Genomic DNA, 21,989 nt, shown 5'->3' with positions numbered 1-21,989 from the left:
ACCGACCATGAAACGATTCCTGCTGCTCCTTCCCGCCGCCCTGCTCGCCGCCTGCGGCTCCGCGCCCTCGTCCGATTCGGCCTCCTCCTCGGGTGCCGCACCGATGATCTACGTGTCGTCGCAACGTCCGGCCTACGCGATCGCCGATTGCCTCGACAGCCGCCTGTCGGGTACCGAGCAATCGCAGCACAACGGCGTGACCGACATCGCCGTCGGCTCGAATTCGTACTTCGTCACGCTGACGCCGTCGGGCAACGGCTCCGTCATCAAGGTCGTGCGCGGCTCGGGCAGCGAGCCCGCCGAAGAAGCGATGCGCTTCGCGGTCGCGCGCTGCGCGATCTGACGCCCGCCGGCGCCGGGCGCCCGCCCGGCCCCCGCTGCGCGCCGGCCGGCGCGCACGCCGAATATTTTCATCCGGATGCCCGTCGATGAGAGAATCGCACCACGATTCCTTTTCGATGGAGCCCGCATGAAGCACCTGCTGTCCCGGTTGTTCGTCAGCGCCGCGCTCGTCGCGCTTGTTCCGGCGCTGCCGGCGCAGGCTGCCACGCCGCCCGGCATCTTCGTCGTCGCCACGCAGCTCGGCGAATTCACGACCCTCGACCCGAGCGGGATCTACGAGCTGGTGCCATCCGAATACGTCGCGAACACCTACGAACGGCTCGTACGCGTCGACCTGAAGGATCCGACACGCTTCGACGGACAGATCGCGCAATCGTGGACCGTCGGCGCCGACGGCACGACCTACACGTTCAAGCTCCGCCCCGGCCTCACGTTCCACTCCGGCAACCCGGTCACCGCCGACGACGTCGCGTGGTCGTTGCAGCGCACCATCCTGCTCGACAAGGGGCCGGCCGGCGTGCTCGCCGATCTCGGCCTCACGAAGGCGAACGTGATGCAGAAGGTGCGCGTGGTCGATCCGCAAACCGTCGTGCTCGAAACCGACCGCAAGTACGCCCCGAGCTTCGTGCTCAACGTGCTCAGCGCGTGCCCGGCATCGGTGTTCGACAAGAAGCTGCTGCTGTCGCACCAGCAGGGCAACGATTTCGGCAGCGGCTGGCTGCGGACCAACGACGCGGGCTCGGGCCCGTACCAGCTCGTCAAGTGGACGCCGAACGAGACCATCGTGCTGCAGCGCTTCGAAAAATACCGCACGCCGTACCCGATGAAGCGCGTCGTGCTGCGCCACGTGCCCGAAGCGTCCGCGCAGCGCCTGCTGCTGGAGAACGGCGACGCCGATGCCGCGCGCAACCTGAGCCCCGACAGCCTCGCCGCGCTGTCGAAGGCCGGCAAGATCAAGATCGCATCGTGGCCGGTATCCGCGCTGCTGTACCTGAGCCTGAACACGAAGAATCCGAACCTCGCGAAACCCGAGGTGCAGCAGGCGATGAAATGGCTCGTCGATTACAACGGCATCCAGCGCAACATCGTCAGCACGACCTACAAGGTGCACCAGACCTTCCTGCCCGAAGGCTTCCTCGGCACGCTGAACACGAACCCGTACAAGCAGGACGTCGCGAAGGCCAAGGCGCTGCTCGCGAAGGCCGGCTTGCCGAACGGCTTCGACGTGACGATGGACATGCCGAACGACTATCCGTACCTCGAGATCGCGCAGGCGCTGCAGGCGAACTTCGCGCAGGGCGGCATCCGCGTGAAGCTGATCCCCGGCGATGCGAAGCAGGCGATCGGCAAGTACCGCGCGCGCCAGCACGACATCTTCATCGGCGAATGGTCGCCCGACTACATGGACCCGAACAGCAACGCGCGCGGCTTCGCATGGAATCCGGACAACTCGGACCAGTCGCCGACCAAGATGCTCGCGTGGCGCAACAGCTGGGACATCCCGCAACTGACGAAGGACACCGAGGCCGCGCTCATCGAGCCGTCGCCCGCGAAGCGCGCGCAGCGTTACGAGGCACTGCAGAAGGCCGTGCTCGCGAACTCGCCGTTCATCATCATGTTCGAGAAGGTCGTGCAGGTTGCCACGCGCCCCGGCGTGACCGGGCCGGAAATCGGGCCGATCAACGACCTCGTGTCGTACCGGACGCTCGCGAAGTAATCGCGGCAGCCCGCGCGCCCGGCCCTGCCGGTGCGCGGGCCGTCGCGGGACGCCGTGCCGGCGCCGTGCCGGGCGGCGGCCGCGATCTACAATGGCCGGCGCCGCGCGGATACCGCGCCGGGCACACGTAACGGGGAAAGAACATGCATTCGAGCGAGCACGCGGTCTGCGTGGCAATCAACGACAACAACCGCGCGTGGTACGAAATGCTTGTGCCGTTCCTGCTGTCGCTGCGGCACGCCGGTTACGACGGGCGGATCGCGGTGATCGGCTACGGGCTGTCCGAACGCAAGCGGCAGATCCTCGCGAGCCAGTCGGTCGACGTGATCGACGCGTCGGGCGCGTATGCGCTGCCGGTCGGCCGCTTCATCGAGGCCGCCGAGTATTGCGCGCGTAATCCGCAGATCCGCAAGCTCGCGCTGTACGACGCCGACATCTGGTTCTGCGCGCCGCAGTTCGACCTGTTCTCGCAGATCGCCGACGACCGGATCCACGTGTGCCCCGACCCGCTGTTCTGCACGTTCGTCGTCACGCCGCTGATCGGCGAACGGCGCGACCACCACTGGCGCCTCGTCGTCGATGAAGTCAACGCACGCCACGGCGGTGCGCTGCAAGCCGGGCTCGTGGCCGGAACGGCCGACGCATGGGCGCGCTATGCCGATCATCTGCGCGACTGCATGGCCCGCATCGGCACCGATTTCCAGGAATGCTTCGGCATCGATACGACGTTCCTGCACCTGTGGAGTGCGCAAGGCCAAACGGCCCTGCTCGACCCGGTCCAGAACTTCGTCAGCAAGTACGGCATTCACGAGTCGTTCGATGCGGGCAACGGCAGGACGACGCTCCGGTATCACGGCGAGCCGATCCGCGCGCTGCACATGACCGGCGACATCCGCTTCCTCGACCGGTGGCGCTACTACGCGAACCACACCGACGCCGCGCTGCGCGACGGCATGCCGTTCGCGCTGTCCGACGGTACGCCCGCACCGGCCGACGCGATCGCCGCGCGCATCGCGGCGGCCGACTACGTGCAATCGGCCGGGCTGGCCGTCGCGTCCGCGGCGATCGAGACGAGTGCGGGCGCGTACCTGCAGGCGATCGACGAACCGGGCGGCACGATGCTCGTCGGCAGCGGAAACCACGAAGTGGTGTTCACCGCGACCCGCGACATCGCGCGGCTGAACGTCTACGTCACGCATCCGTCCGGCTCGCCGTCGCCGCTGCTGTGCGAAGCGCTGGTCGACGGACACGCGCAACGCAAAGGCACCGAGCTGATGGCGCATTTCTCGTATCAGGTCGCGGCCGGCTGCGTCATCACGCTGCGCTCGACGAGCCTCGGCGGCCAGCAGTGCAATGCGATCTGGCGGTTGCGCGAAGCGCCGGACATGCAGCAATAAGCACCCGGCCGCTACCGGTCAACCGAATGCCGCCCACACCAGGTACGCATTCAACCCTACGATCACGACCGTCGCCGCGCCGGCGACGATCCGCAGCGGCATCCGCATCGCGTAGGCGCCCATCACGTCGGCGCGCGCCGACAGCATCAGCAGTGCGATCATCGGCAGCGGCAGCACGAAACTCAGCACGACCTGGCTCGCGACCATCGCGCGCGTGACGTCGCAGCCGAGTGCGACCACCGCGAACGCGGGCGCGATCGTCACCGCGCGCCGCACCCAGACCGACATGCGGCGGTGGATGAAGCCCTGCATCACGACCTGCCCGGCCATCGTGCCGACCACCGAACTCGATATGCCCGACGTCAGCAGCGCGACGAGAAACAGCGCGCCGGCCGCCGGCCCGAGCACCGGGATCAGCGTGTGATACGCGTCGCCGATATCGGTCATGCCCGGCGCACTCAGGTGGAACGCCGACGACGCCATCATCACCATCGCGAGATTCACGAACCCGGCCAGCCCCAGCGCGACGACGACCTCGCGGTTGGAGAACCGCACGAGCCGCCGCCGCTCCGCTTCGTCGCGCGGCGCGGTGCGATCCTGCGTGAGGCCCGAATGCAGATACAGCGTGTGCGGCATGATCGTCGCGCCGATGATCCCGACCGCGATCGTGAGCGCCGCGTGATCCGGAATCTGCGGGACGACCAGATGGAACGCGGCCGCGTGCCAGTCCTGCGGCGCGATCAACAGCTCGCCGAGATAGCACGCGCCGATCACGCCGACCAGCGCCGCGATCGCGGCCTCCAGCGGCCTGAAGCCGCGCTTTTCAAGCGCCAGGATCGCGCAGGTTGCCAGCGCCGTCGCGATCATTCCCGCGAACAGCGACAGGTGGCACAACAGCCCGAACGCGAGCGCGCCGCCGAGGAATTCGGCGAGATCGGTCGCCATCGCCGCGATCTCGGACGCGATCCACATGCCCCACACGACCGGCACGGGGAAGCGGTCGCGGCACAGCTCGGCAAGATTGCGGCCGGTCACGATGCCGAGCTTCGCGGACATCGCCTGGAACAGCATCGCGATCGCGTTCGCGGCCAGCACGACCCACAGCAGCCGGTAGCCGTACGCGGCACCGGCCTGGATGTTGGTCGCGAAGTTGCCGGGATCCATATAGCCGATCGACGCGATCACGGCCGGGCCGACGAACGGCAGCAGCGCGGCGACGCCGGTGCGGCGCCCTTCCAGCGCGGCACGCGCGGCGCCGTCGATACGCTCGGGGGAGAGACCCGGCAGCGCAAGGCCGCCGACAGGTTTGCTCGGGACGGGAAGCATGGTGGAGTGTCCGTTCGAATGAGGAAGACCGGTTCGGGAGCGGGCGCCATGGCCGGCATGCCGCCTGCCGGCCGCGACGCCGTATTGAAGGCCGCGTTACAGCGGCACGACGTCGGGACGATTGCGCGGAAACTGCGCGATCACGTCGGGCGCCACGTTCAGGTGCGCTTCGACGAGCTTCGGCGGCGTGTGCGCGAGCCAGTCGGACAGCGACACCTCCGCATAGCGGTCGGTCTTGAAGATCTCGAGGAACACGAGGTCGGTCTGGCCGGTGTTCTGCACGTAGTGCCCGAGACTCTTCTTCACGTAGCCGACGTCGCCCGCGCGGAAGTCGGCCGTCTGCGCCTTCGGCCCCGTGTCGAACACGGTCATCCGCGCCTCGCCCTGCAGGTAGTACTGCCATTCGTCCGCATTCGGGTGCCAGTGCAGTTCGCGCATGCCGCCCGGGTGCACGGTGACGAGCGCCGCCGCGACGGTGGTCGACACGTTGAAGTTGGTGCTGTCCGCGATCCGCACTTCGCCACCGCGCGTCTTCCGCACGGGCTTCATGTCGCCGAGCGAGAAGATGAACGGGTGCGGTGGCGCCCCGGCCGACGAAGCCGACGCGCGCTGCGCTTCCGCGAGCGGGCCCGGTTCGTCGCCCTGGAAGATCCACAGGTTGTCGAGCGGAACGTTCCTGAACGCATCGGCCGGCACGCCGAAGTTCAGTGCGAGCACGTCGGGTGGCGTGTGCGCGACCCAGTCGGTCAGCAGCAGCGTGTTGAATTCCGATGCGCGCCCGTTATCGAACGCGAGCAGGAATTCGGCGCCGTCGGTGCCGAGGCCCTGCAGCGAATGCGGCAGGCCGGGCGGGAAATACCAGAGATCGCCGGTCTTGACGTCCTGCACCGACGGCCGCCCCAGCTCGTCGAGCACCGTGATCCGGCAGCGGCCGTCGAGCATGATGGCCCACTCGGCCTGCTGGTGCCAGTGCATCTCGCGAATGCCGCCGCGCGTCAGGCGCATGTTGACACCGGAAATGGTTTCGGAAATCGCAAAATCGTCCTGCGTGACTTCGCGCGCCCATCCACCGTTTTGAATGCGTTTATGGGCATTATTGAACGACGCCCAGAATAACGGCATCCCGTTGATATCGGTGGCCGGCGGATCCTGAAAAGATGGAAATTGATTGGCGATCGCCGGATTTTTAGGCCCCGGATCGGTCAGGCTCTGGCGATTGAGCGCATTCACCGCGCCTTCCGGCGGGCTGTCCGGATTACCGAACGAGGCCGCCTTGGCCGATACCGCGATACCGGCGGCAGCAATGGCGCCGGCCGTACCCGCCAGCATTTTGCGTCGAGAAAGATTCGTCATGGTTTCCTCTTCATTCCTGCAATCCTGAACACTTCCATTACGGAATACCTGCCGTTTTTTCGATTATCTAAAATCAAAGATCCAGCGACTCAAGTTAAATCCAAATCGTCACAAAAATTAAATGAATTATTAACCTGAATTAATGATTTAATCTGATCTACTTTAATTTTGTAATTATTGCGGTGCAGCGGGAGGATGAGAGGTAACGACAGAAGATCGAAACACGCGCACCGACCCAACGTCATTGATTCGCATGACTGATCAAATCGGTGCGCCATACTCGCGGAAACACAAAAATTGCAGTCCGCCGCCGGCCCGCTGGGCACCCGACCCTATCACCTATCCTCACACCATAGTTTTTATCCGCTGGCGTGAATGATTTTGGCTTTGTTAGATGGATGACATTCGCTCATCCGACGACAACGATCTAACAGCCGATGACCTGCGCGTTCGCCCATACCGTCGAATCCCGCTATGCCGAGCTGACGCCGACTGCCAAGCGCATCGCGAGCTACATGCTCGCGAACCTCGACCGGCTCGGGCTCGAGACGGCCGACCAGATCGCGCAGCAGGCCGGCACCAGCGGCATCTCGGTCGGGCGCTTCCTGCGCAGCGTCGGCTACCGCAATCTCGACGACCTGAAACGCGAACTGCGCGGCGGCGGCGACCGTCCGTGGATGATCACCGACCGGCTCGACGAATACCGCCGCGTCGCCGGCACGCCGCCGGCCGAACGCAACGGCAACGGCGATGGCCATAGCAGCGACGGCACGCTCGCGTCGTCGCTCGACCGTGAGCTCGATGCGATCCGCCACGTGTACCGGCTCGCCGAAGGCCCGGTGTTCGCGCAGGTTGCCGACCGGATCGCGCACGCCGACGCCGTGTTCATCCTCGGCATCCAGTCGACGCGCGGCATCAGCAACGCGTTCAGCAGCTACCTCGAATACCTGCGCCCGCGCGTGTTCTATTCCGACGGCCAGTCGGGTTCGTACGTCGACTCGCTGAACTCCGAATTCGAGCGGCCCTACTGCATCGTCACCGATACGCGCGCGTATTCGCGCAGCGCGCGCCGCTATTGCCAGGCGGCCGCCGAGCGCGGGCAGCCGTTCGCGCTGGTCACCGACCTGTCGTGCCCGTGGGCGCGCGAATGGCCGGCCGACCTGCTGCAGGTGAAGACCGACGTCGGCCAGTTCTGGGATTCGCTCGCGCCGCTCACCTGCCTGTTCAACCTGCTGATCACGGCCGTGGTCGACCGCCTCGGCCCGGCGATCGACCGGCGTGTCGCGCGCAACCGCGAACTGCAGCATACGTTCGACCAATTCGAATCCTGAGCGAGCCCGCCCTGCCGATGAACGATCACCGCCTCGTCGAAATCACGCCCGCCACGCACGGTGTCGACATCGACCTCGTCTACGCGACCGACCGCAACCTGACCGGCAAGCCGATCTACCGCCACGCGCACTGCCTGCTGCTGACGCCGGCCGAAGCCGCATTGCGCCGCGCCGTGGACATCGCGGCGCAAGCCGGTTTCACGCTGCGCATCTACGACGCATACCGGCCGCCGCAGGCGCAACAAGTGCTGTGGGATTTCCTGCCCGACCCGAACTTCATCGCCGATCTCGGCCGCGGCTCGAATCACAGCCGCGGCACCGCGCTCGACCTGACGCTCGTCGGCGCGGACGGCGAACCGCTCGACATGGGCACGGGCTTCGACGAGATGGTCGCCGCGTCGGGCCACTTCCACGCGGGGCTGCCCGAAGCCGTGCAACGCAACCGCCTGCTGCTGCTCGGTGTGATGCAGGCGGCCGGCTTCGCGCACATCGACAGCGAATGGTGGCACTACGAACTGCCCGGCTCGCAGGCGCTGCCGCAGATCGACAACGCGGCGAGCGGCCCGTGGCACCTGATGTGACGACGATGCACGTCCCCTTCACCGTTCACGTTCAACGACTTCAACGACAGATGGAGCGCACATGAAATTCCCGACATCCCGGCTCGTCGCGGCGCTGGCCGCCGCGTCCGTTCTCGCCGCCGTTCCGCTTTCCGCCGCGCACGCGGAAACGCCGAAGGACATGTTCGTGATGGCCACGCTGCTCGACGAATTCACGACGCTCGATCCGGGCGAGATCTACGAGCTGGTGCCGGAGGAATACGTCGCGAACACCTATGACCGGCTCGTGCGCGTCGACCTGCGCGATCCGTCGAAATTCAACGGCGACGTCGCGCAGTCGTGGACGGTGAGCCCCGACGGCCTGACCTATACGTTCAAGCTGCGCCCCGGCCTCAAGTTCCACTCGGGCAACCCGCTGACGGCCGACGACGTCGCCTGGTCGATCCAGCGCGCGGTGCTGCTCGACAAGGGGCCGGCCGCCGTGCTGACCGGCATCGGCCTCACGAAGGCGAACGTCGTCGCGAGCGTGAAGAAACTCGACGACCTGACGGTGTCCGTCACGACCGACCACAAGTACGCGCCGACCTTCGTGCTGAACGTGCTCGGCTCGTGGCCCGCGTCGGTGCTGGACCGGAAGCTGCTGCTGTCGCACCAGCAGGGCAACGACTTCGGCAACGCGTGGCTGAAGACCAACGAGGCCGGCTCCGGCGGGTACAAGCTGGTCAAGTGGACGGCCGGCGACAGCATCGTGCTGCAACGCTTCGACGGCTACCGGCTGCCGCTCGCGATGAAGCGCATCGTGCTGCGCCACGTGCCCGAAGCCGCGAGCCAGCGCCTGCTGCTGGAAAGCGGCGACGTCGACGCGGCGCGCGACCTGAGCCCGGACGATCTGGCGGCAGTCGTGAAATCCGGCAAGGCGAAGGTGTCGGCCTCGCCGCAGGCGACGCTGCTGTATCTCGGCCTGAACACGAAGAACCCGACGCTCGCGAAACCCGACGTGCAGGAAGCGCTGAAGTGGCTCGTCGACTATGCGGGCATCCAGGGCAACGTCGTGAAGACGACCTACAAGGTGCACCAGACCTTCCTGCCCGAAGGCTTCCTCGGCACGCTGAACGCGAACCCGTACAAGCTCGACGTCGCGAAGGCGAAGGCGTTGCTCGCGAAAGCCGGCGTACCCGGCGGTTTTTCGGTGACGATGGACGTGCGCAACGACTATCCGTACACGGAAATCGCACAGGCCGTGCAGGCGAACTTCGCGCAGGCGGGCATCAAGGTGCAGCTGATTCCCGGCGACAACAAGCAGACGCTCGCGAAGTACCGCGCACGCCAGCACGACATCTACATCGGCGAATGGTCGGCCGACTACATCGATCCGCACAGCAACGCGCAGGGTTTCGCATGGAATCCGGACAACTCCGACAAGTCGAGCTATAAAATGCTGGCCTGGCGCAACAGCTGGGACATCCCGCAACTGACGAAGGAAACCGACACCGCGCTCGCCGAGCCGACTGCCGCGAAGCGCGCGCAGCTGTACCAGACGATGCAGAAGGAAATGCTCGCGCGCTCGCCGTTCGTGATCATGTTCGAGAAAGTCGCGCAGGTCGCGACGCGGCCCGGCGTGAGCGGGCTCGACGTCGGGCCGATCAACGATCTCGTGTCGTACCGTAACCTGAAGAAGCAATAAGATTCGCCGCATGTCGACTCCCGCCTCCTCCCTCGAAGCCCTGCGCACGCTGCCCGCGCGGCGCCCGGCCGTGCGCTGGGCCCTGCGCGTGCTGCGCTGGGTGCTCACGCTGGCCGTCACGTTCGCGGGGCTGCTCGCGCTGACGTTCGTGATCGGCCGCAAGGTGCCGATCGATCCCGTGCTCGCGATCCTCGGCGATCGCGCATCGGCCGAAGCATACGCGGCCGAACGCATCGCGCTCGGGCTCGACAAGCCGCTCGTCACGCAATTCCTGATCTACGTGCGCGACGTGCTGCACGGCAATCTCGGCGTATCGCTGCTGACCGCGAACCCCGTGCTCGACGACATCAGGCGCGTATTCCCGGCCACGCTCGAACTGGCGACGATCGCGACGCTGATCGGCATCGCGATCGGCGTGCCGCTCGGCGTCGTGGCTGCCGTGAAGCACAACCGGCCGATCGATCACATCGCGCGCTTCGTCGGACTGATCGGCAATTCGGTGCCCGTGTTCTGGCTCGGGCTGATGGGGCTGCTGCTGTTCTATGCGCGGCTGCACTGGGTCGGCGGGCCCGGCCGGCTCGATCCCGTGTATGACGGGATGGTCGACCCGCGCACGGGCAGCCTGCTGATCGACGCGGCGCTCGCGGGCGAGTGGGACGTGTTCCGCAACGCGGTATCGCACATCGCGCTGCCGGCCGCGATCCTCGGCTACTACTCGGTCGCGTATCTCAGCCGCATGACGCGTTCGTTCATGCTCGACCAGCTGAGCCAGGAATACATCGTCACCGCGCGCGCGAAGGGCCTGTCCGAGCGGCGCGTGATCTGGCGGCATGCGTTCGGCAACATCGCGGTGCCACTGCTGACCGTGATCGCGCTCACGTACAGCAACCTGCTCGAAGGCTCCGTGCTGACCGAGATCGTGTTCGCATGGCCGGGGCTCGGCTCGTACCTCACGGGCGCGCTGCTGAATGCCGACATGAACGCGGTGCTCGGCGCGACGCTCGTGATCGGCGCGATGTTCATCACCGTCAACCTGCTGACCGACGCGCTGTACCGCGTGTTCGATCCGCGCGCGCGCTGAAGGCTGCCCCGACATGACCGCAACCACCCTGCTTCTTTCATCGCCCATGCCGAAGGCCGTCCAATCATGAACGCCGAGCGCCTCACCCTGCGCGCGTGGCTGCTGTCCGATGCGCCCGCGTCGCGCTCGCAGGCCGCATTCGGCCTCGCCTACCGGCGCTGGCGCCGGTTCGCCACGAATCCGCTCAACCTGTTCGGGCTCGCGATCCTCGTCGCACTGATCGTCGTCGCGATCGTCGGCCCGCTGATCATGCCGCACGATCCGCTGCACCAGGTGCTGCCCGATCGCCTGCTGCCGCCGGGCTCGCCGTCGCACTGGCTCGGCACCGACCAGCTCGGCCGCGACATCCTCTCTCGGCTGATCGCCGGTTCGCGCCTGACACTCGGCATCGCGCTGCTCGTCGTCGTGATCGTGGTGCCGATCGGCCTCCTGATCGGCACCACGGCCGGCTATTGCGGCGGCTTCGTCGACAGCGTGCTGATGCGCATCACCGACATCGCGCTCGCGTTCCCGAAGATCGTGCTCGCGCTCGCGTTCGCGGCCGCGCTCGGGCCGGGCGTGATCAACGCGGTCGTCGCGATCTCGATCACCGCGTGGCCCGCATATGCGCGGCTCGCGCGCGCGGAGACGATCCGCATCGCGCAGGCCGACTACATCCATGCCGCGCGGCTGCAAGGCGCGTCGGGCCCGCGCATCCTGCTGCGCTACATCATGCCGATGTGCATGTCGTCGGTGATCGTGCGCGCGACACTCGACATGGCCGGCATCATCCTGACCGTCGCGGGACTCGGTTTTCTCGGCCTCGGCGCGCAGCCACCGAGCCCCGAGTGGGGTTTCATGGTCGCATCGGGCCGCAACGTGCTGCTCGACGCGTGGTGGGTCGCGACGCTGCCGGGCATCGCGATCCTGCTCGTGAGCCTCGCGTTCAACCTGCTCGGCGACGGGCTGCGCGACGTCTTCGATCCCCGCCATGGAGCATGACATGTCGACGAATACCTCCGTCGCGCCCGCGCCGCTCTGCGAGATCGACGGGCTGAAGATCGGCTTTCGCGGCCACGACGGCGTCGTCACCGACGCCGTGCGCGACCTGTCGCTGACGCTCGCCCCCGGCGAACGGCTCGGCATCGTCGGCGAATCGGGCTCCGGCAAATCGCTGACGGGCCGTGCATTGCTCGGCCTGCTGCCCGACGCCGCGCGCTGGTCGGCGCGTACGATGCGCTTCGCGGGCCACGACCTGCTCGCGATGTCGCCGCGCGAACGCCGGCGGCTGTGCGGCAGCCAGATGGGCATGATCCTGCAGGACCCGAAGTATTCGCTGAACCCGGTGATGACGGTCGCGAAGCAGATGGGCGAAGCGTTCCGGCTGCACGAGCCGGGGCTGCGCGGCCGCGCGCTGCGCGAACGGATCGTCGACGCGCTGTCGGCCGTGCAGATCCGCGATCCGGCGCGCGTCGCCGATGCGTACCCGCACGAGCTGTCGGGCGGCATGGGCCAGCGCGTGATGATCGCGATGATGGTGTCGACCGGCCCGCGCCTGCTGATCGCCGACGAACCGACGTCCGCGCTCGACGTCGCGGTGTCGATGCAGGTACTTGCCGTGCTCGACACGATGATCGCGCGGCACGGCACGGGCCTGATGTTCATCAGCCACGACCTGCCGCTCGTGATGTCGTTCTGCGATCGCGTGGCGGTGATGTATGCGGGCCGCGTGGTCGAAACCTGTGCGGCGCGCGACCTGCGCGACGCGTCGCATCCCTATACGCGCGGGCTGCTCGCCGCGAACCCGCCGCTCGCGAACCCGCCGGACGAACTGCCGGTGCTGCGGCGCGATCCGGCGTGGCTCGACGCCGCGCCGCATGCCGCCGCTCACACCGATCGACAGGAGGCCGCACGATGATCGACGTCGATCACGCATCGATCCGTTTCCCGACCCGCACGGGCCACGTCGACGCCGTACGCGATGCGAGCTTCGCGGTACGCAACGGCGAAGTGTTCGGGCTCGTCGGCGAATCGGGTTCCGGCAAGTCGACACTGCTGCGCGCGCTCACGGGCCTCGTGCCGCTCGCGGCCGGCAGCCTGTCGATCGACGGACGGCCGGTCGGCGGCACGCCCGATCGTGCGTTCCGCCGCCAGGTGCAGATGGTGTTCCAGGATCCGTACGCGTCGCTGCATCCGCGTTTCACGGTCGACCAGACGCTGCGCGAGCCGCTGTCGATCCATGCGTTCGGCGACGCCGATGCGCGAATCGCCCGCGCGCTGGCCGAGGTCGGCCTCGGTCCCGCGTTCCGCTTCCGCTATCCGCACCAGTTGTCCGGCGGCCAGCGGCAGCGCGTCGCGATCGCGAGGGCGCTGATCGTCGAGCCGCGCGTGCTGCTGCTCGACGAGCCGACTTCCGCGCTCGACGTATCGGTGCAGGCCGAGATCCTGAACCTGCTGCGCCGCCTGCATCGCGAGCGCAACCTGACGATGATCCTCGTCAGCCACAACCTCGCGGTGATCGGCTTCCTGTGCCAGCGCGTCGCGGTGATGCAGCACGGCGAGATCGTCGAGCAGTTGCGGATCGAGGACGTGCGCGCCGGGCAGGTCGCACGCGACTACACGCGCACGCTGCTGAATGCGACCGAGGGCTACCGCCGTCTCGACCCGGTGGCGGGCGCACCGGCTGCCTGACATCTGCGCGACGCGCCGGCGTGCGATACTCGGCACGCCACGCGCCGGCTGGCCGTTGCATGGAACCCTTGCGCGCCGCACGGGTCCACTTCCTTTCGTCAACAGCAATCGCAATAGGGAGGCGTTCATGCTGCAATTCATCGAAACCCTGGTCGTCGGGCTCATCGTCGGCCTCCTCGCCCGCGCACTCAAGCCCGGCGACGACAAGATGGGCATCGTCATGACCACCGTGCTCGGCATCGTCGGCTCGCTGGTCGCCGGCTACGTCGGCCGCGCCGCCGGCTGGTATGCGCCTGGTCAGGGCGCCGGCTGGATCGCATCGATCATCGGCGCGATCGTGCTGCTCGTGATCGTCGGCGCGATCCGCAAGCGCGCGGGCTGAACGCCGCACACAGCGCTCCAATGCAAAACGGCCGCTCGTCACGAGCGGCCGTTTTTCTTTCCGGCGAGCACCAGGCCGTTGCCTGCGCAACGGTCGCGGCGACCGTTCGTCCTGCGATCCTATGCCACCCGGCATTTCCCCGACTTGCGGTTGCGCAGATTCGACCTACATTGATTGAAGCAATACGCGGTCATTTGCTTATTACCTTTATTTCCGTTTTTTCATTCAAGAGATCCGATGGTTTTGCCGTTTACGCATACAGCATCGCAGCGTTGACGGACTGCCACCCGAGCGGCCCCGCTGCGACGCGCTTCCTCTCTGGAGCCTGTCATGAAGCATCGCCTGTTCGCCGCCTCGCTCGCCCTGGCTGCCTCGCTTCTGGCGTCGTCCTCGTCCTTCGCCGGCGGCTCGTCCGGCATCATTCACTTCTCCGGCATGATCGTCGAGCCGCCCTGCTCGTTCGCGCTCGACACGGCCGATATCGCCCATGCGCACGTGCGCCCCGACTGTCCGCGCCCGGCAACCGGCCAGATCGCGTTCGTCGACGCGGCGACGCTGCGCTCGCTGAAGACCACGACCTTTACTCAGGCCTCGCGCGCAATCGTTTTACCTGACCGTCCGGGCAGCGATCATGCACCGATGATCGCCGTCGTGACCTACCAGTAACGTCCGTTGCAGGGGCGCGCGTCAGTCGCGATGGCGCGCGATCCAGTCGCTGAACGCGCGGATCTTCAACTGGCTGCCGAGGTTTTCGGGGTAGACGAAGAAATAGCGGGCGCCCGTCTCGAGCACGATGTCGAACGGCCGTTCGAGCCGGCGCGCGCTGACGTCGTCGTCGACGAGCGTCACGTCGCCGATCGCAATGCCGAAGCCCTGCATCGCCGCATTCGTCGCGAGATCGAGCGTGTCGAACGTCGGCCCGCGTGCGGGATCGACGCTGCGCTCGCCCGCATGATCGAGCCACGCGCGCCAGTCGCGATGGTCGCGCGTCGGATGCAGCAGCGTATGCCGCGCGAGATCGCCGAGCACGTCGAGCGGCGCCGCCTGGCGCAACTCGGGTGCGCAGACGGGCGTCAGCCGTTCGTCGAACAGCGGCAGTGCGAACACGCCGGGGCCCGGCGACGTGCCGTAGACGATCGCCGCATCGAACGGCTCGGTCGAGAAATCGACGACGTGCTGCCACACGGTCGTGATCTGCACATGGAGATCGGGATGCTCGCCCTGGAAGCGCATGATGCGCGGCAGCATCCAGCGCATCACGCAGGTCGGCACCTTCAACGCGAGATCGGTGCGCTGCCGCGTGAGCTTCATCGAGATGTCCTCGATCCGCGCGAAGCTCTCGTTGACGACCGGCAACAGTTGCTCGCCCTCCGCCGTCAGCGTGAGCCCCTTCGCATGCCGCTTGAACAGCGGAAAGCCGTAATGCGCCTCGAGCGTCTGGATCTGCCGGCTCACCGCCCCCTGCGTGATGCACAGCTGCTCGGCCGCACGCGTGAAGCTGCGGTGGCGGGCCACCGTCGAGAAGATCTGCAGCGCATGCAGGGGCGGAAGTCGGCGCATGACGAACGGGCAACGGAAAACGGCGCGAAAGGATCGCGCGCCGACGCCGGCGCGCGCAGACCGACACGATAAGCCAAACGCCCGCTTTGTGCGAGACGCCGGGCGCTCAGGCCGTCGCGGTGAGCGCGCCCGCCGCGATGCGCGCCGCCGATGCGACGACGTCCGCGCGGGCCGCGGCGTCGGCCTGCGGCTGCGTGAACGACACGGCCATCACGATCGGCGCGCGCGACGGCGGCCACAGCACCGCGATGTCGGTCGTCGTGCCGTAACCGCCGGTGCCTGCCTTGTCCGCGACGCGCCAGCCGGGCGGCACGCCCGCCGCGATGCCGGTCGCGCCGCGCGCGCCGCCGACCATCCATTCCGTCAGCTGCGTGCGCTGCGGCGCTTGCAGCGTATTGCCGAGCAGCAGCCGCTGCAGCGTGTCGACCATCGCGACCGGTGTCGACGTATCGCGTTCGTCGCCGGGCGCGGCCTTGTTCAGCTCGGGTTCCCAGTGATCGAGGCGGAACGTCGTGTCGCCGCTCTCGCGCGCGAACGACGTGACGGCCTGCGGGCCGCCGAGCACGCCCATCAGCAGGTTGCCCGCGCCCTTGTCGCCCGACTGCAGCATCGCCGCGCACAGTTGCGCGATCGTCATGCCCGTGTCGACGTGGCTTTCCGTGACCGGCGAGCCCGACACGATGTCATAGCGGCGATACAGGATGCGGCGCGGCAGCAGCGACGCGTCGAGCGAACCGCGCGCGAGCATCGCGGCGGCCGCGACGACCGCATACGTGCCGCACAGCGGGAAGCGCTCGCGCGCGTGATGAGCGATGCGCACGCCGTTCGACGTATCGAGCGCGGCGACGCCGAGCCGGCCGTTCGATGCCTTTTCGAGCGCGGCGAGTTCGGCTTGTGCGGTATGGGCGCGCCCCTGGTCGGCGACCGGCGCGGACGTGCACGCGGCAACGAACGGCGCGGCAACGGCGGCGAGCAACAGCGAGCGGCGTGTCGGAGAGTGTTCCATGGATAAGATGTGTTCTGTCGGAAACGGTGGCACGAAGCAACGCGGGTGCGCATCGACGACGCGCACCCGTTCACGCCGACGGCCGGCCCGCGACGGCATTCGCCGCGCATCCCCGAAAGACGCCCGTCGGCCCCGCATGAAGCGCGGGACGCGCATGAACAGACCCTAGCGTAGCAGCGACCGCGCCCGTGTTCCAGCGAAACGGCCCGGTTTCACCCTTGCGATGAAGGCAGGTACGGCATCGGGTTCACCGGCTTGCCGTCGCGCCGCACCTCGAACAGCAGCGCGACACGCGAGTTGTCGAGGTCGCCCATCTCGGCGATCTCGTCGCCCTGGCGCACGATGTCGCCCGTCTTCACGAGCAGCTTGCGGTTGTGCGCATAGGCGGTGAGGAAATCCGCGTTGTGCTGGACGATGATCAGGCTGCCGTAGTCGTTCAGGCCCGTGCCCGCGTACATCACACGGCCGTCGGCCGCGGCGCGGACCGGGTCGCCCGGCCGGCCGGCGATCTGGATGCCGCGGTTCTGCCCTGGCCGGAATCCGTCGACGATCTTGCCGCTTGCCGGCCACTTGAGCGCGACGCCGCCCGCATGACGCTTCGTTTCCTTGACGACCTGACGGTCGTTCGCGGTCGATGCGGTGGCCTGCACCGATGCCGCACTACCCGCCGCACCATTGCCGGCGACGGTTTGGGTGGCGGCCGCGCCGGCCGGCGGCAACGGCTGCTGCTTGACGATGCGCAGCACCTGACCCATGCGCAGCCTGCCGTTTGCGTCCAGCTTGTTCCAGGTGCGCAGGTCGGCCACGCTGCAATCGTTCGCGGATGCGATGCCCGTCAGCGTATCGCCGCGCTTCACGACGTACTTCTGCGCGACGAGGATCGGCGCGGGCGGCAAAGTGGTTGCCGGCGGTACGACAGGCTGGCTCGAATCAGAAGGCTGTCCCGCCAGCGTATCGCTCGGCGGAACGGACTGCGTGCTTGCACAACCGGCCATGACGAGCACCGCGGCCAGGCCCGACAGCCACGCCGCGTTGCGGTGAATCTCGCGCGTTTTCATGGACGATCCGACTCCGGTTTGACAATCTTTCAAGCATCTCAAAAACGGATCGGCCGACGTGTAACCGGATGCAAACAATGATGACAAACGATCACGGACCGGATGCCGGCCGGCATTCGCTACCGGTAATACGGTCCGATTCAGAAAAACTTGATGGTCTTTTTACAGGAAGGCGGAATATTTTTCGTTCCCTAAAACTATGACAGATTTGTTTCAATAGCCGTGAAGCGGCGGCAATCAGCGCAACCATGCGACGAGTTCGGCGCCGGCCCACGCGACGCCGATGCACAGGAACAGCAAATGCAGCGCGATCTTGAACGACACGCCCCATGACGAATCGATCTGCATGACAGGCTCCCCGGTTGATGTGCGTCCATCATCGGCCATCGATCGCACCCCGAAAATGCGGAACCGGCGAATCGGGTCTCAGGCTGTGCCTGAGACCGGGGCGGCGGTTCCTGCTAACTTATCGGCCATCCCACGCCATCGTTCCCCTCCCGCCATGCGCTTCGATCTCACCGACCTGCGGCTTTTCCTCAACATCTGCGAAGCCGGCACGATCACGAGCGGCGCCGAGCGCACGCACATCACGCTGCAGGCCGCGAGCGAGCGCATTCGCGGCATGGAGGACGAACTCGGCGTGCCGCTGCTGCACCGGACCAAGTCGGGCGCACAGGCGACCGACGCGGGCCGGGCCCTCGAACATCACGCGCGCACCGTGCTGCAGCAGATCGACCACATGCGCGGCGAACTGCAGCAATACGGCCAGGGGCTGCGCGGCCATATCCGGCTGCTGTGCAACACGGCGTCGCTGAGCGAATACCTGCCCGATGCACTGGCCGATTACCTGCCGCACCATCCGAAGCTGTCGATCAGCGTCGAGGAACGGTCGAGCCAGGAGATCGTGCATGCGATCCGCAACAAGACGGCCGAGGTCGGCATCGTCGCCGATTCGGTCGGGCTCGGCGGGCTCGAACAGAAGCCGTTCCGCGAGGACTGGCTGATCGTCGTCGTGCCGGCCGCGCATCCGCTCGCGTCGCGCGACAAGGTCGCGTTCGACGACATCACCGGCGAAGACTTCATCGGTCTCACCGACGGCAGCGCGCTGCAGGTGCATCTCGCCGACCAGGCGCGCACGCTCGGCAAGCGGATCCGCTATCGCGTGCAGTTGAAGAGCTTCGATGCGATCTGCCGCGTGATCGCGAGCGGCGTGGGTATCGGCATCGTGTCGCGGCACGCGGCCGAGCGCGCGACGCAGACGATGGACGTGCGGCTCGTCGAGCTGTCCGATTCGTGGAGCCACCGGAAGCTGACGCTCTGCGCGCGGTCGTTCGACGCGCTGCCGAAGTACACGCGGGAATTCGTCGCGTTCCTGTCCGGCGAAGCGCCATCGCAGTGACGCGCGTCGCATTCGACTCATCCCGTCGACACACGAAAGGCATGATCATGACCGACACCGATCTTGCAACGCGCTACCGCGCGTACATCGACTGCCTGAACCGGCAGGATTGGGCGGCGCTCGGCGACTATGTCGCCGACGACGTGATCCACAACGACCGCCCGCTCGGCCTCGCCGGTTATCGCGCGATACTGGAACAGGACTACCGCGACATTCCCGATCTCCGCTTCGACATCCGCCTGCTTGCGTGCGAACCGCCGCGCGTCGCGTGCCGGCTGCGCTTCACCTGTTCGCCGAAGGGGACGTTCATGGGGCTCGCCGTCGACGGCCGGAAGGTCACGTTCGCCGAGAACGTGTTCTACGAGTTTCATGACGGCAAGATCCGCCAGGTGTGGTCGGTGATCGACAAGGCGGCGATCGAGAAGCAGCTTTAGCGTCACCGAAGCAGCGGGCCGCCGACCACGGCCAGTACCTTCGACACCGGCCTTGATTCATTTCGATCCTTATGGATAACGTTTTCTCTCAAATTAGACCGGAAATCCATCACGGGAGGACATTCGTTCCTGCTGTCGCGCCTTCGGTACATCACGCTACACCCGGTCGATATCAAACAAAATCCCCGGTAATTCCTGCGCAATCCTGAGTCGCACTGCCCTCCCTCCATTCCCACCATCCGGGTTTTCACCGGCGCATCCGGCGTGAAAGTTCATTGACATCGCGCCGATCGATGCCTAAATTTGGAAAACGTTTTCCATTGCTTCAGCGCGACGCCGGCCATGGCCCGCGCAGGGAGAACGCTTGCCCGCTCGAGTTGTGATTCAGGCCGTCCGCCTTCAGGGATCAGGGTTCAAGGCAGCGGCCGGGTACGGGCATCGAGCGCGGCATCGGCCACACCCGCCCGTCCTTCATCACTATTCAAAACTGGAGACACAATGCATCCGCGCAGCAGATTCGCGCTCGGCGCCGCGCTCAGCGCCCTTTCCGTCCTGTTCGTCAGCGCATGCGGCGGCAACGACGTGACCGACACGCCGCCGTCGTCGCCTTCGTCGTCCACCCCGTCGACGCCCGCGCTCGCGTCGAACTCGCTGCAGGCGCTCGTCTACGGCGCGCCCGACACCAGCGTACCGGCCGGCACCAACATTCCGGTCACGATGATGGGCCAGATGCGCGCGCTGTTCGACCTGATCCGGAAATCGCCCGACTTCACGCAGGTCGTGATGGATCTCGGCGACGGCACGCCCGTCCACGTGCTCGACACGAACACCGGCGACAAATTCCTGCCCGGCAAGCTCGCGCTCGGCCTGTCGTACATCCTGATCGACATGAAGTCGAAGAACGATCCGCAGTACGCGAGCTATCTCGCGACGTACCAGACGATCACGACCGCGATGATGGCGCAGTCGGGCAGCAACTACACGTATGCGAACACGTCGTGGGGCGAGTACTACTACCTCGTCGCGCTGAACAACCTGAAGGCACACGGGATGCTCAACGAAGTCTTCAGCGATGCGATGCTCGCGACGCTGCAGCAGCGGCTCACCTTCTGCGACATGTTCGGCCCCGATGCGAGCGGCAAGACCAATACGTGCCCGGCCGCCGGCACGCCGATCGACATCGCGTCGCTCAACACCGCGCAGAACTACTATGCGGTGTCCTACGGAATTGCCGGACTGCGCCAGAAGCTCGGCTGGAGCAGCCCGTCGTTCGCATCGAAGACCGATCCGTCCGTCGCGACGATGGGCGCGCGCGACGCGCTGCTGTACACGCTGACGAACCACATCCGCAACGATTCTTCCGGCGGCTTCTCCGACGAAGCGTCGAACACGCACACGACCTACTACGACCAGGCGCGCTTCGACCGCTACAGCACGCTCCTGATCGGCGAAGTGGTCGAGCGCACGTTCGAGATGGACAACGTGGCGAACCTCACGCCCGAGCTGAAGGGCTATCTGCGCAAGTCGGTCGACCTGATCCTGCCGCAGCTGAACGCCGACGGCCAGGGCTTCAACTACGGCCGCTCGATCGGCCCGTACGGCGATTCGGCGTTCATGGAAGTGCTGACGGCCGCGGCCAACGCCGGCGTGCTGACCGACCAGGAGAAGCAGGTCGCGTATGCGTTCATCTACCAGGCCGCACATCGTTTCGATACGTACTGGTACGACCCGTCGCTGCCGACGCCGTCGGTGAACATGTGGGTCAAGGGCCGCGGCACGGACGCGTATCGCGGCAAGCCGCGCGTGATGGGCGAAAATTTCAGCCTGCTGCACCAGTACCTGTACGTGAACGCGTGGTGGAACAAGCTCGGTTTCGGCGGCAAGGCGCCGATGGCCGATTCGGACTACGGCGCATGGCTCGACGCGCTGCCGCACTACACGCTCACCTGGTACAACCAGCCGACCGACACCGCGCATCCGTACAGCGCGGCGCTGCTCACCGTGCGCGACGGCCGGCGCGTGATCAACCTGAACCTCAGCCAGGCGCCCGACTACAACTCGTTCACGCCGTACTACCCGGTGCCGTTCTCGGACAAGCTGATCTACGGCACGACCGATCTCGGCTATGCGCTGCTGGTGCCGCAGGTCACGTACAACGCGAAGACCTACATCCCGGTCACGTACTACAAGAACCTGAACGTGCAGCAAAGCAACGGGCAAGTGGTCGTGTCGTTCTATACGACGAAGTTCCGTCTTGCGTCGAAGAACGCCGCGTACACGACGGATCTCGACCTGCAGGTGCACACGGTGCTGACGTTCGCGCACGGCACGGTCTCGCGCAGCGATACGCTGAGTTCGGGCACGCTCACGGGCAACCTCGCGGTCGAGACGGACTTCACGTCGTTCGCGGATTTCGCGTCGACGCAGGCCAACGGCGACGGCGTGTCGGTCACGTATGCGAACAGCCCCGCGACCGGCTATGGGGCATCCGGGTTCGACACCTGCGCACTGTCCGCCTTCGACACCGCGAACGGCACGACGAATCCGCTGTCGACGACGCCGATCGGCCAGTTGCATTCGAACTTCGCGTGCACGACGAAGCCGTTTGCGCTCGGCACGGGTGCGACCCGCACGTTCGGGTGGACGCTGAAGTACGCCGATCCGGCTTGAGCGGTGTGATCCAGGCTCG

At 66.6% G+C, this 21,989-nt stretch carries 20 protein-coding genes; 15 read left to right on the top strand and 5 right to left on the bottom strand.

The annotated features are described in order from the left end of the window. The first annotated feature begins 7 nt into the window (after positions 1-7). The 3 genes from AC5LXK_RS22520 (at position 8) to AC5LXK_RS22510 (ending at position 3,456) form a co-directional block, all read left to right on the top strand. Entirely contained in the window at positions 8-343 is a 336-nt protein-coding gene (locus tag AC5LXK_RS22520; RefSeq protein ID WP_493393690.1) for a sugar ABC transporter ATPase, read from the top strand. A gap of 126 nt (positions 344-469) precedes the next feature. Then, complete coding sequence (locus tag AC5LXK_RS22515; RefSeq protein ID WP_493393689.1) at positions 470-2,059, top strand: ABC transporter substrate-binding protein; 1,590 nt, start codon at positions 470-472, stop codon at positions 2,057-2,059. Between the two features lie 143 nt (positions 2,060-2,202). Beyond that, positions 2,203-3,456, top strand: a complete 1,254-nt coding sequence (locus AC5LXK_RS22510) for a hypothetical protein (RefSeq protein WP_493393688.1) — start codon at positions 2,203-2,205, stop codon at positions 3,454-3,456. A gap of 18 nt (positions 3,457-3,474) precedes the next feature. On the opposite strand, the gene AC5LXK_RS22505 is transcribed toward AC5LXK_RS22510, so the two are convergent. After that, positions 3,475-4,782 carry an Nramp family divalent metal transporter gene (locus tag AC5LXK_RS22505; RefSeq protein WP_493393687.1) on the bottom strand — a complete coding sequence of 436 codons (1,308 nt, stop codon included), beginning with the start codon at positions 4,780-4,782 and terminating at the stop codon, positions 3,475-3,477. Positions 4,783-4,878: 96 nt separating this feature from the next. Continuing rightward, entirely contained in the window at positions 4,879-6,135 is a 1,257-nt protein-coding gene (locus tag AC5LXK_RS22500; protein ID WP_493393686.1) for an oxalate decarboxylase family bicupin, read from the bottom strand. Between the two features lie 437 nt (positions 6,136-6,572). Here AC5LXK_RS22500 and sapR point away from each other — a divergent pair, with 437 nt between their 5' ends. From sapR to AC5LXK_RS22455, 9 genes are all read left to right on the top strand, one after another. Then, positions 6,573-7,466 (top strand): sap1 transcriptional regulator SapR, encoded by an 894-nt coding sequence (gene sapR / locus AC5LXK_RS22495; protein ID WP_493393685.1) that lies wholly within the window; start codon positions 6,573-6,575, stop codon positions 7,464-7,466. A 17-nt stretch (positions 7,467-7,483) separates the two neighbouring features. Further along, on the top strand, positions 7,484-8,047 hold the full coding sequence (gene ddpX / locus AC5LXK_RS22490; RefSeq protein WP_493393684.1) for a D-alanyl-D-alanine dipeptidase: 564 nt from the start codon (positions 7,484-7,486) through the stop codon (positions 8,045-8,047). A 61-nt stretch (positions 8,048-8,108) separates the two neighbouring features. After that, on the top strand, positions 8,109-9,710 hold the full coding sequence (locus AC5LXK_RS22485) for an ABC transporter substrate-binding protein (protein ID WP_493393683.1): 1,602 nt from the start codon (positions 8,109-8,111) through the stop codon (positions 9,708-9,710). 10 nt (positions 9,711-9,720) lie between these two features. Further along, positions 9,721-10,791, top strand: a complete 1,071-nt coding sequence (locus tag AC5LXK_RS22480; RefSeq protein WP_493393682.1) for an ABC transporter permease — start codon at positions 9,721-9,723, stop codon at positions 10,789-10,791. 66 nt (positions 10,792-10,857) lie between these two features. Further along, the gene (gene nikC, locus AC5LXK_RS22475; RefSeq protein ID WP_493393681.1) at positions 10,858-11,772 is read left to right on the top strand and encodes a nickel transporter permease; all 915 of its coding nucleotides are present in this window, start codon (positions 10,858-10,860) and stop codon (positions 11,770-11,772) included. Between the two features lies 1 nt (position 11,773). Further along, positions 11,774-12,688 carry an ABC transporter ATP-binding protein gene (locus AC5LXK_RS22470; RefSeq protein ID WP_493393680.1) on the top strand — a complete coding sequence of 305 codons (915 nt, stop codon included), beginning with the start codon at positions 11,774-11,776 and terminating at the stop codon, positions 12,686-12,688. Continuing rightward, complete coding sequence (locus AC5LXK_RS22465; protein WP_493393679.1) at positions 12,685-13,461, top strand: ABC transporter ATP-binding protein; 777 nt, start codon at positions 12,685-12,687, stop codon at positions 13,459-13,461. Before AC5LXK_RS22470 ends, AC5LXK_RS22465 begins: the two co-directional genes overlap by 4 nt. Before the next feature lie 127 nt (positions 13,462-13,588). Continuing rightward, positions 13,589-13,843: a GlsB/YeaQ/YmgE family stress response membrane protein gene (locus tag AC5LXK_RS22460; protein ID WP_493393678.1), complete on the top strand. Its 255-nt coding sequence runs from the start codon at positions 13,589-13,591 to the stop codon at positions 13,841-13,843. A 330-nt stretch (positions 13,844-14,173) separates the two neighbouring features. Continuing rightward, the gene (locus AC5LXK_RS22455; protein ID WP_493393677.1) at positions 14,174-14,509 is read left to right on the top strand and encodes a type 1 fimbrial protein; all 336 of its coding nucleotides are present in this window, start codon (positions 14,174-14,176) and stop codon (positions 14,507-14,509) included. A gap of 21 nt (positions 14,510-14,530) precedes the next feature. Here AC5LXK_RS22455 and AC5LXK_RS22450 read toward each other — a convergent pair whose 3' ends face one another. The 3 genes from AC5LXK_RS22450 to AC5LXK_RS22440 form a co-directional block, all read right to left on the bottom strand. Beyond that, on the bottom strand, positions 14,531-15,403 hold the full coding sequence (locus AC5LXK_RS22450; RefSeq protein ID WP_493393676.1) for a LysR substrate-binding domain-containing protein: 873 nt from the start codon (positions 15,401-15,403) through the stop codon (positions 14,531-14,533). A gap of 106 nt (positions 15,404-15,509) precedes the next feature. After that, a complete protein-coding gene (bla, locus tag AC5LXK_RS22445) occupies positions 15,510-16,409 on the bottom strand; it encodes a class A beta-lactamase (RefSeq protein ID WP_493393675.1) in 900 nt (299 codons plus the stop codon). Positions 16,410-16,621: 212 nt separating this feature from the next. Further along, entirely contained in the window at positions 16,622-17,467 is an 846-nt protein-coding gene (locus tag AC5LXK_RS22440; RefSeq protein ID WP_493393674.1) for a peptidoglycan DD-metalloendopeptidase family protein, read from the bottom strand. Between the two features lie 502 nt (positions 17,468-17,969). Here AC5LXK_RS22440 and AC5LXK_RS22435 point away from each other — a divergent pair. The 3 genes from AC5LXK_RS22435 (at position 17,970) to AC5LXK_RS22425 (ending at position 21,970) form a co-directional block, all read left to right on the top strand. Beyond that, entirely contained in the window at positions 17,970-18,866 is an 897-nt protein-coding gene (locus AC5LXK_RS22435; RefSeq protein ID WP_493393673.1) for a LysR substrate-binding domain-containing protein, read from the top strand. Positions 18,867-18,913: 47 nt separating this feature from the next. Beyond that, on the top strand, positions 18,914-19,300 hold the full coding sequence (locus AC5LXK_RS22430) for an ester cyclase (RefSeq protein ID WP_493393672.1): 387 nt from the start codon (positions 18,914-18,916) through the stop codon (positions 19,298-19,300). Positions 19,301-19,798: 498 nt separating this feature from the next. Next, on the top strand, positions 19,799-21,970 hold the full coding sequence (locus tag AC5LXK_RS22425) for a hypothetical protein (RefSeq protein WP_493393671.1): 2,172 nt from the start codon (positions 19,799-19,801) through the stop codon (positions 21,968-21,970). Positions 21,971-21,989: the final 19 nt, after the last annotated feature.

This window comes from Burkholderia pulmonis, assembly GCF_984667975.1.
Note: the sequence above shows the minus strand (reverse complement) of the source record. Positions and strands in the feature narration are given on the sequence as shown.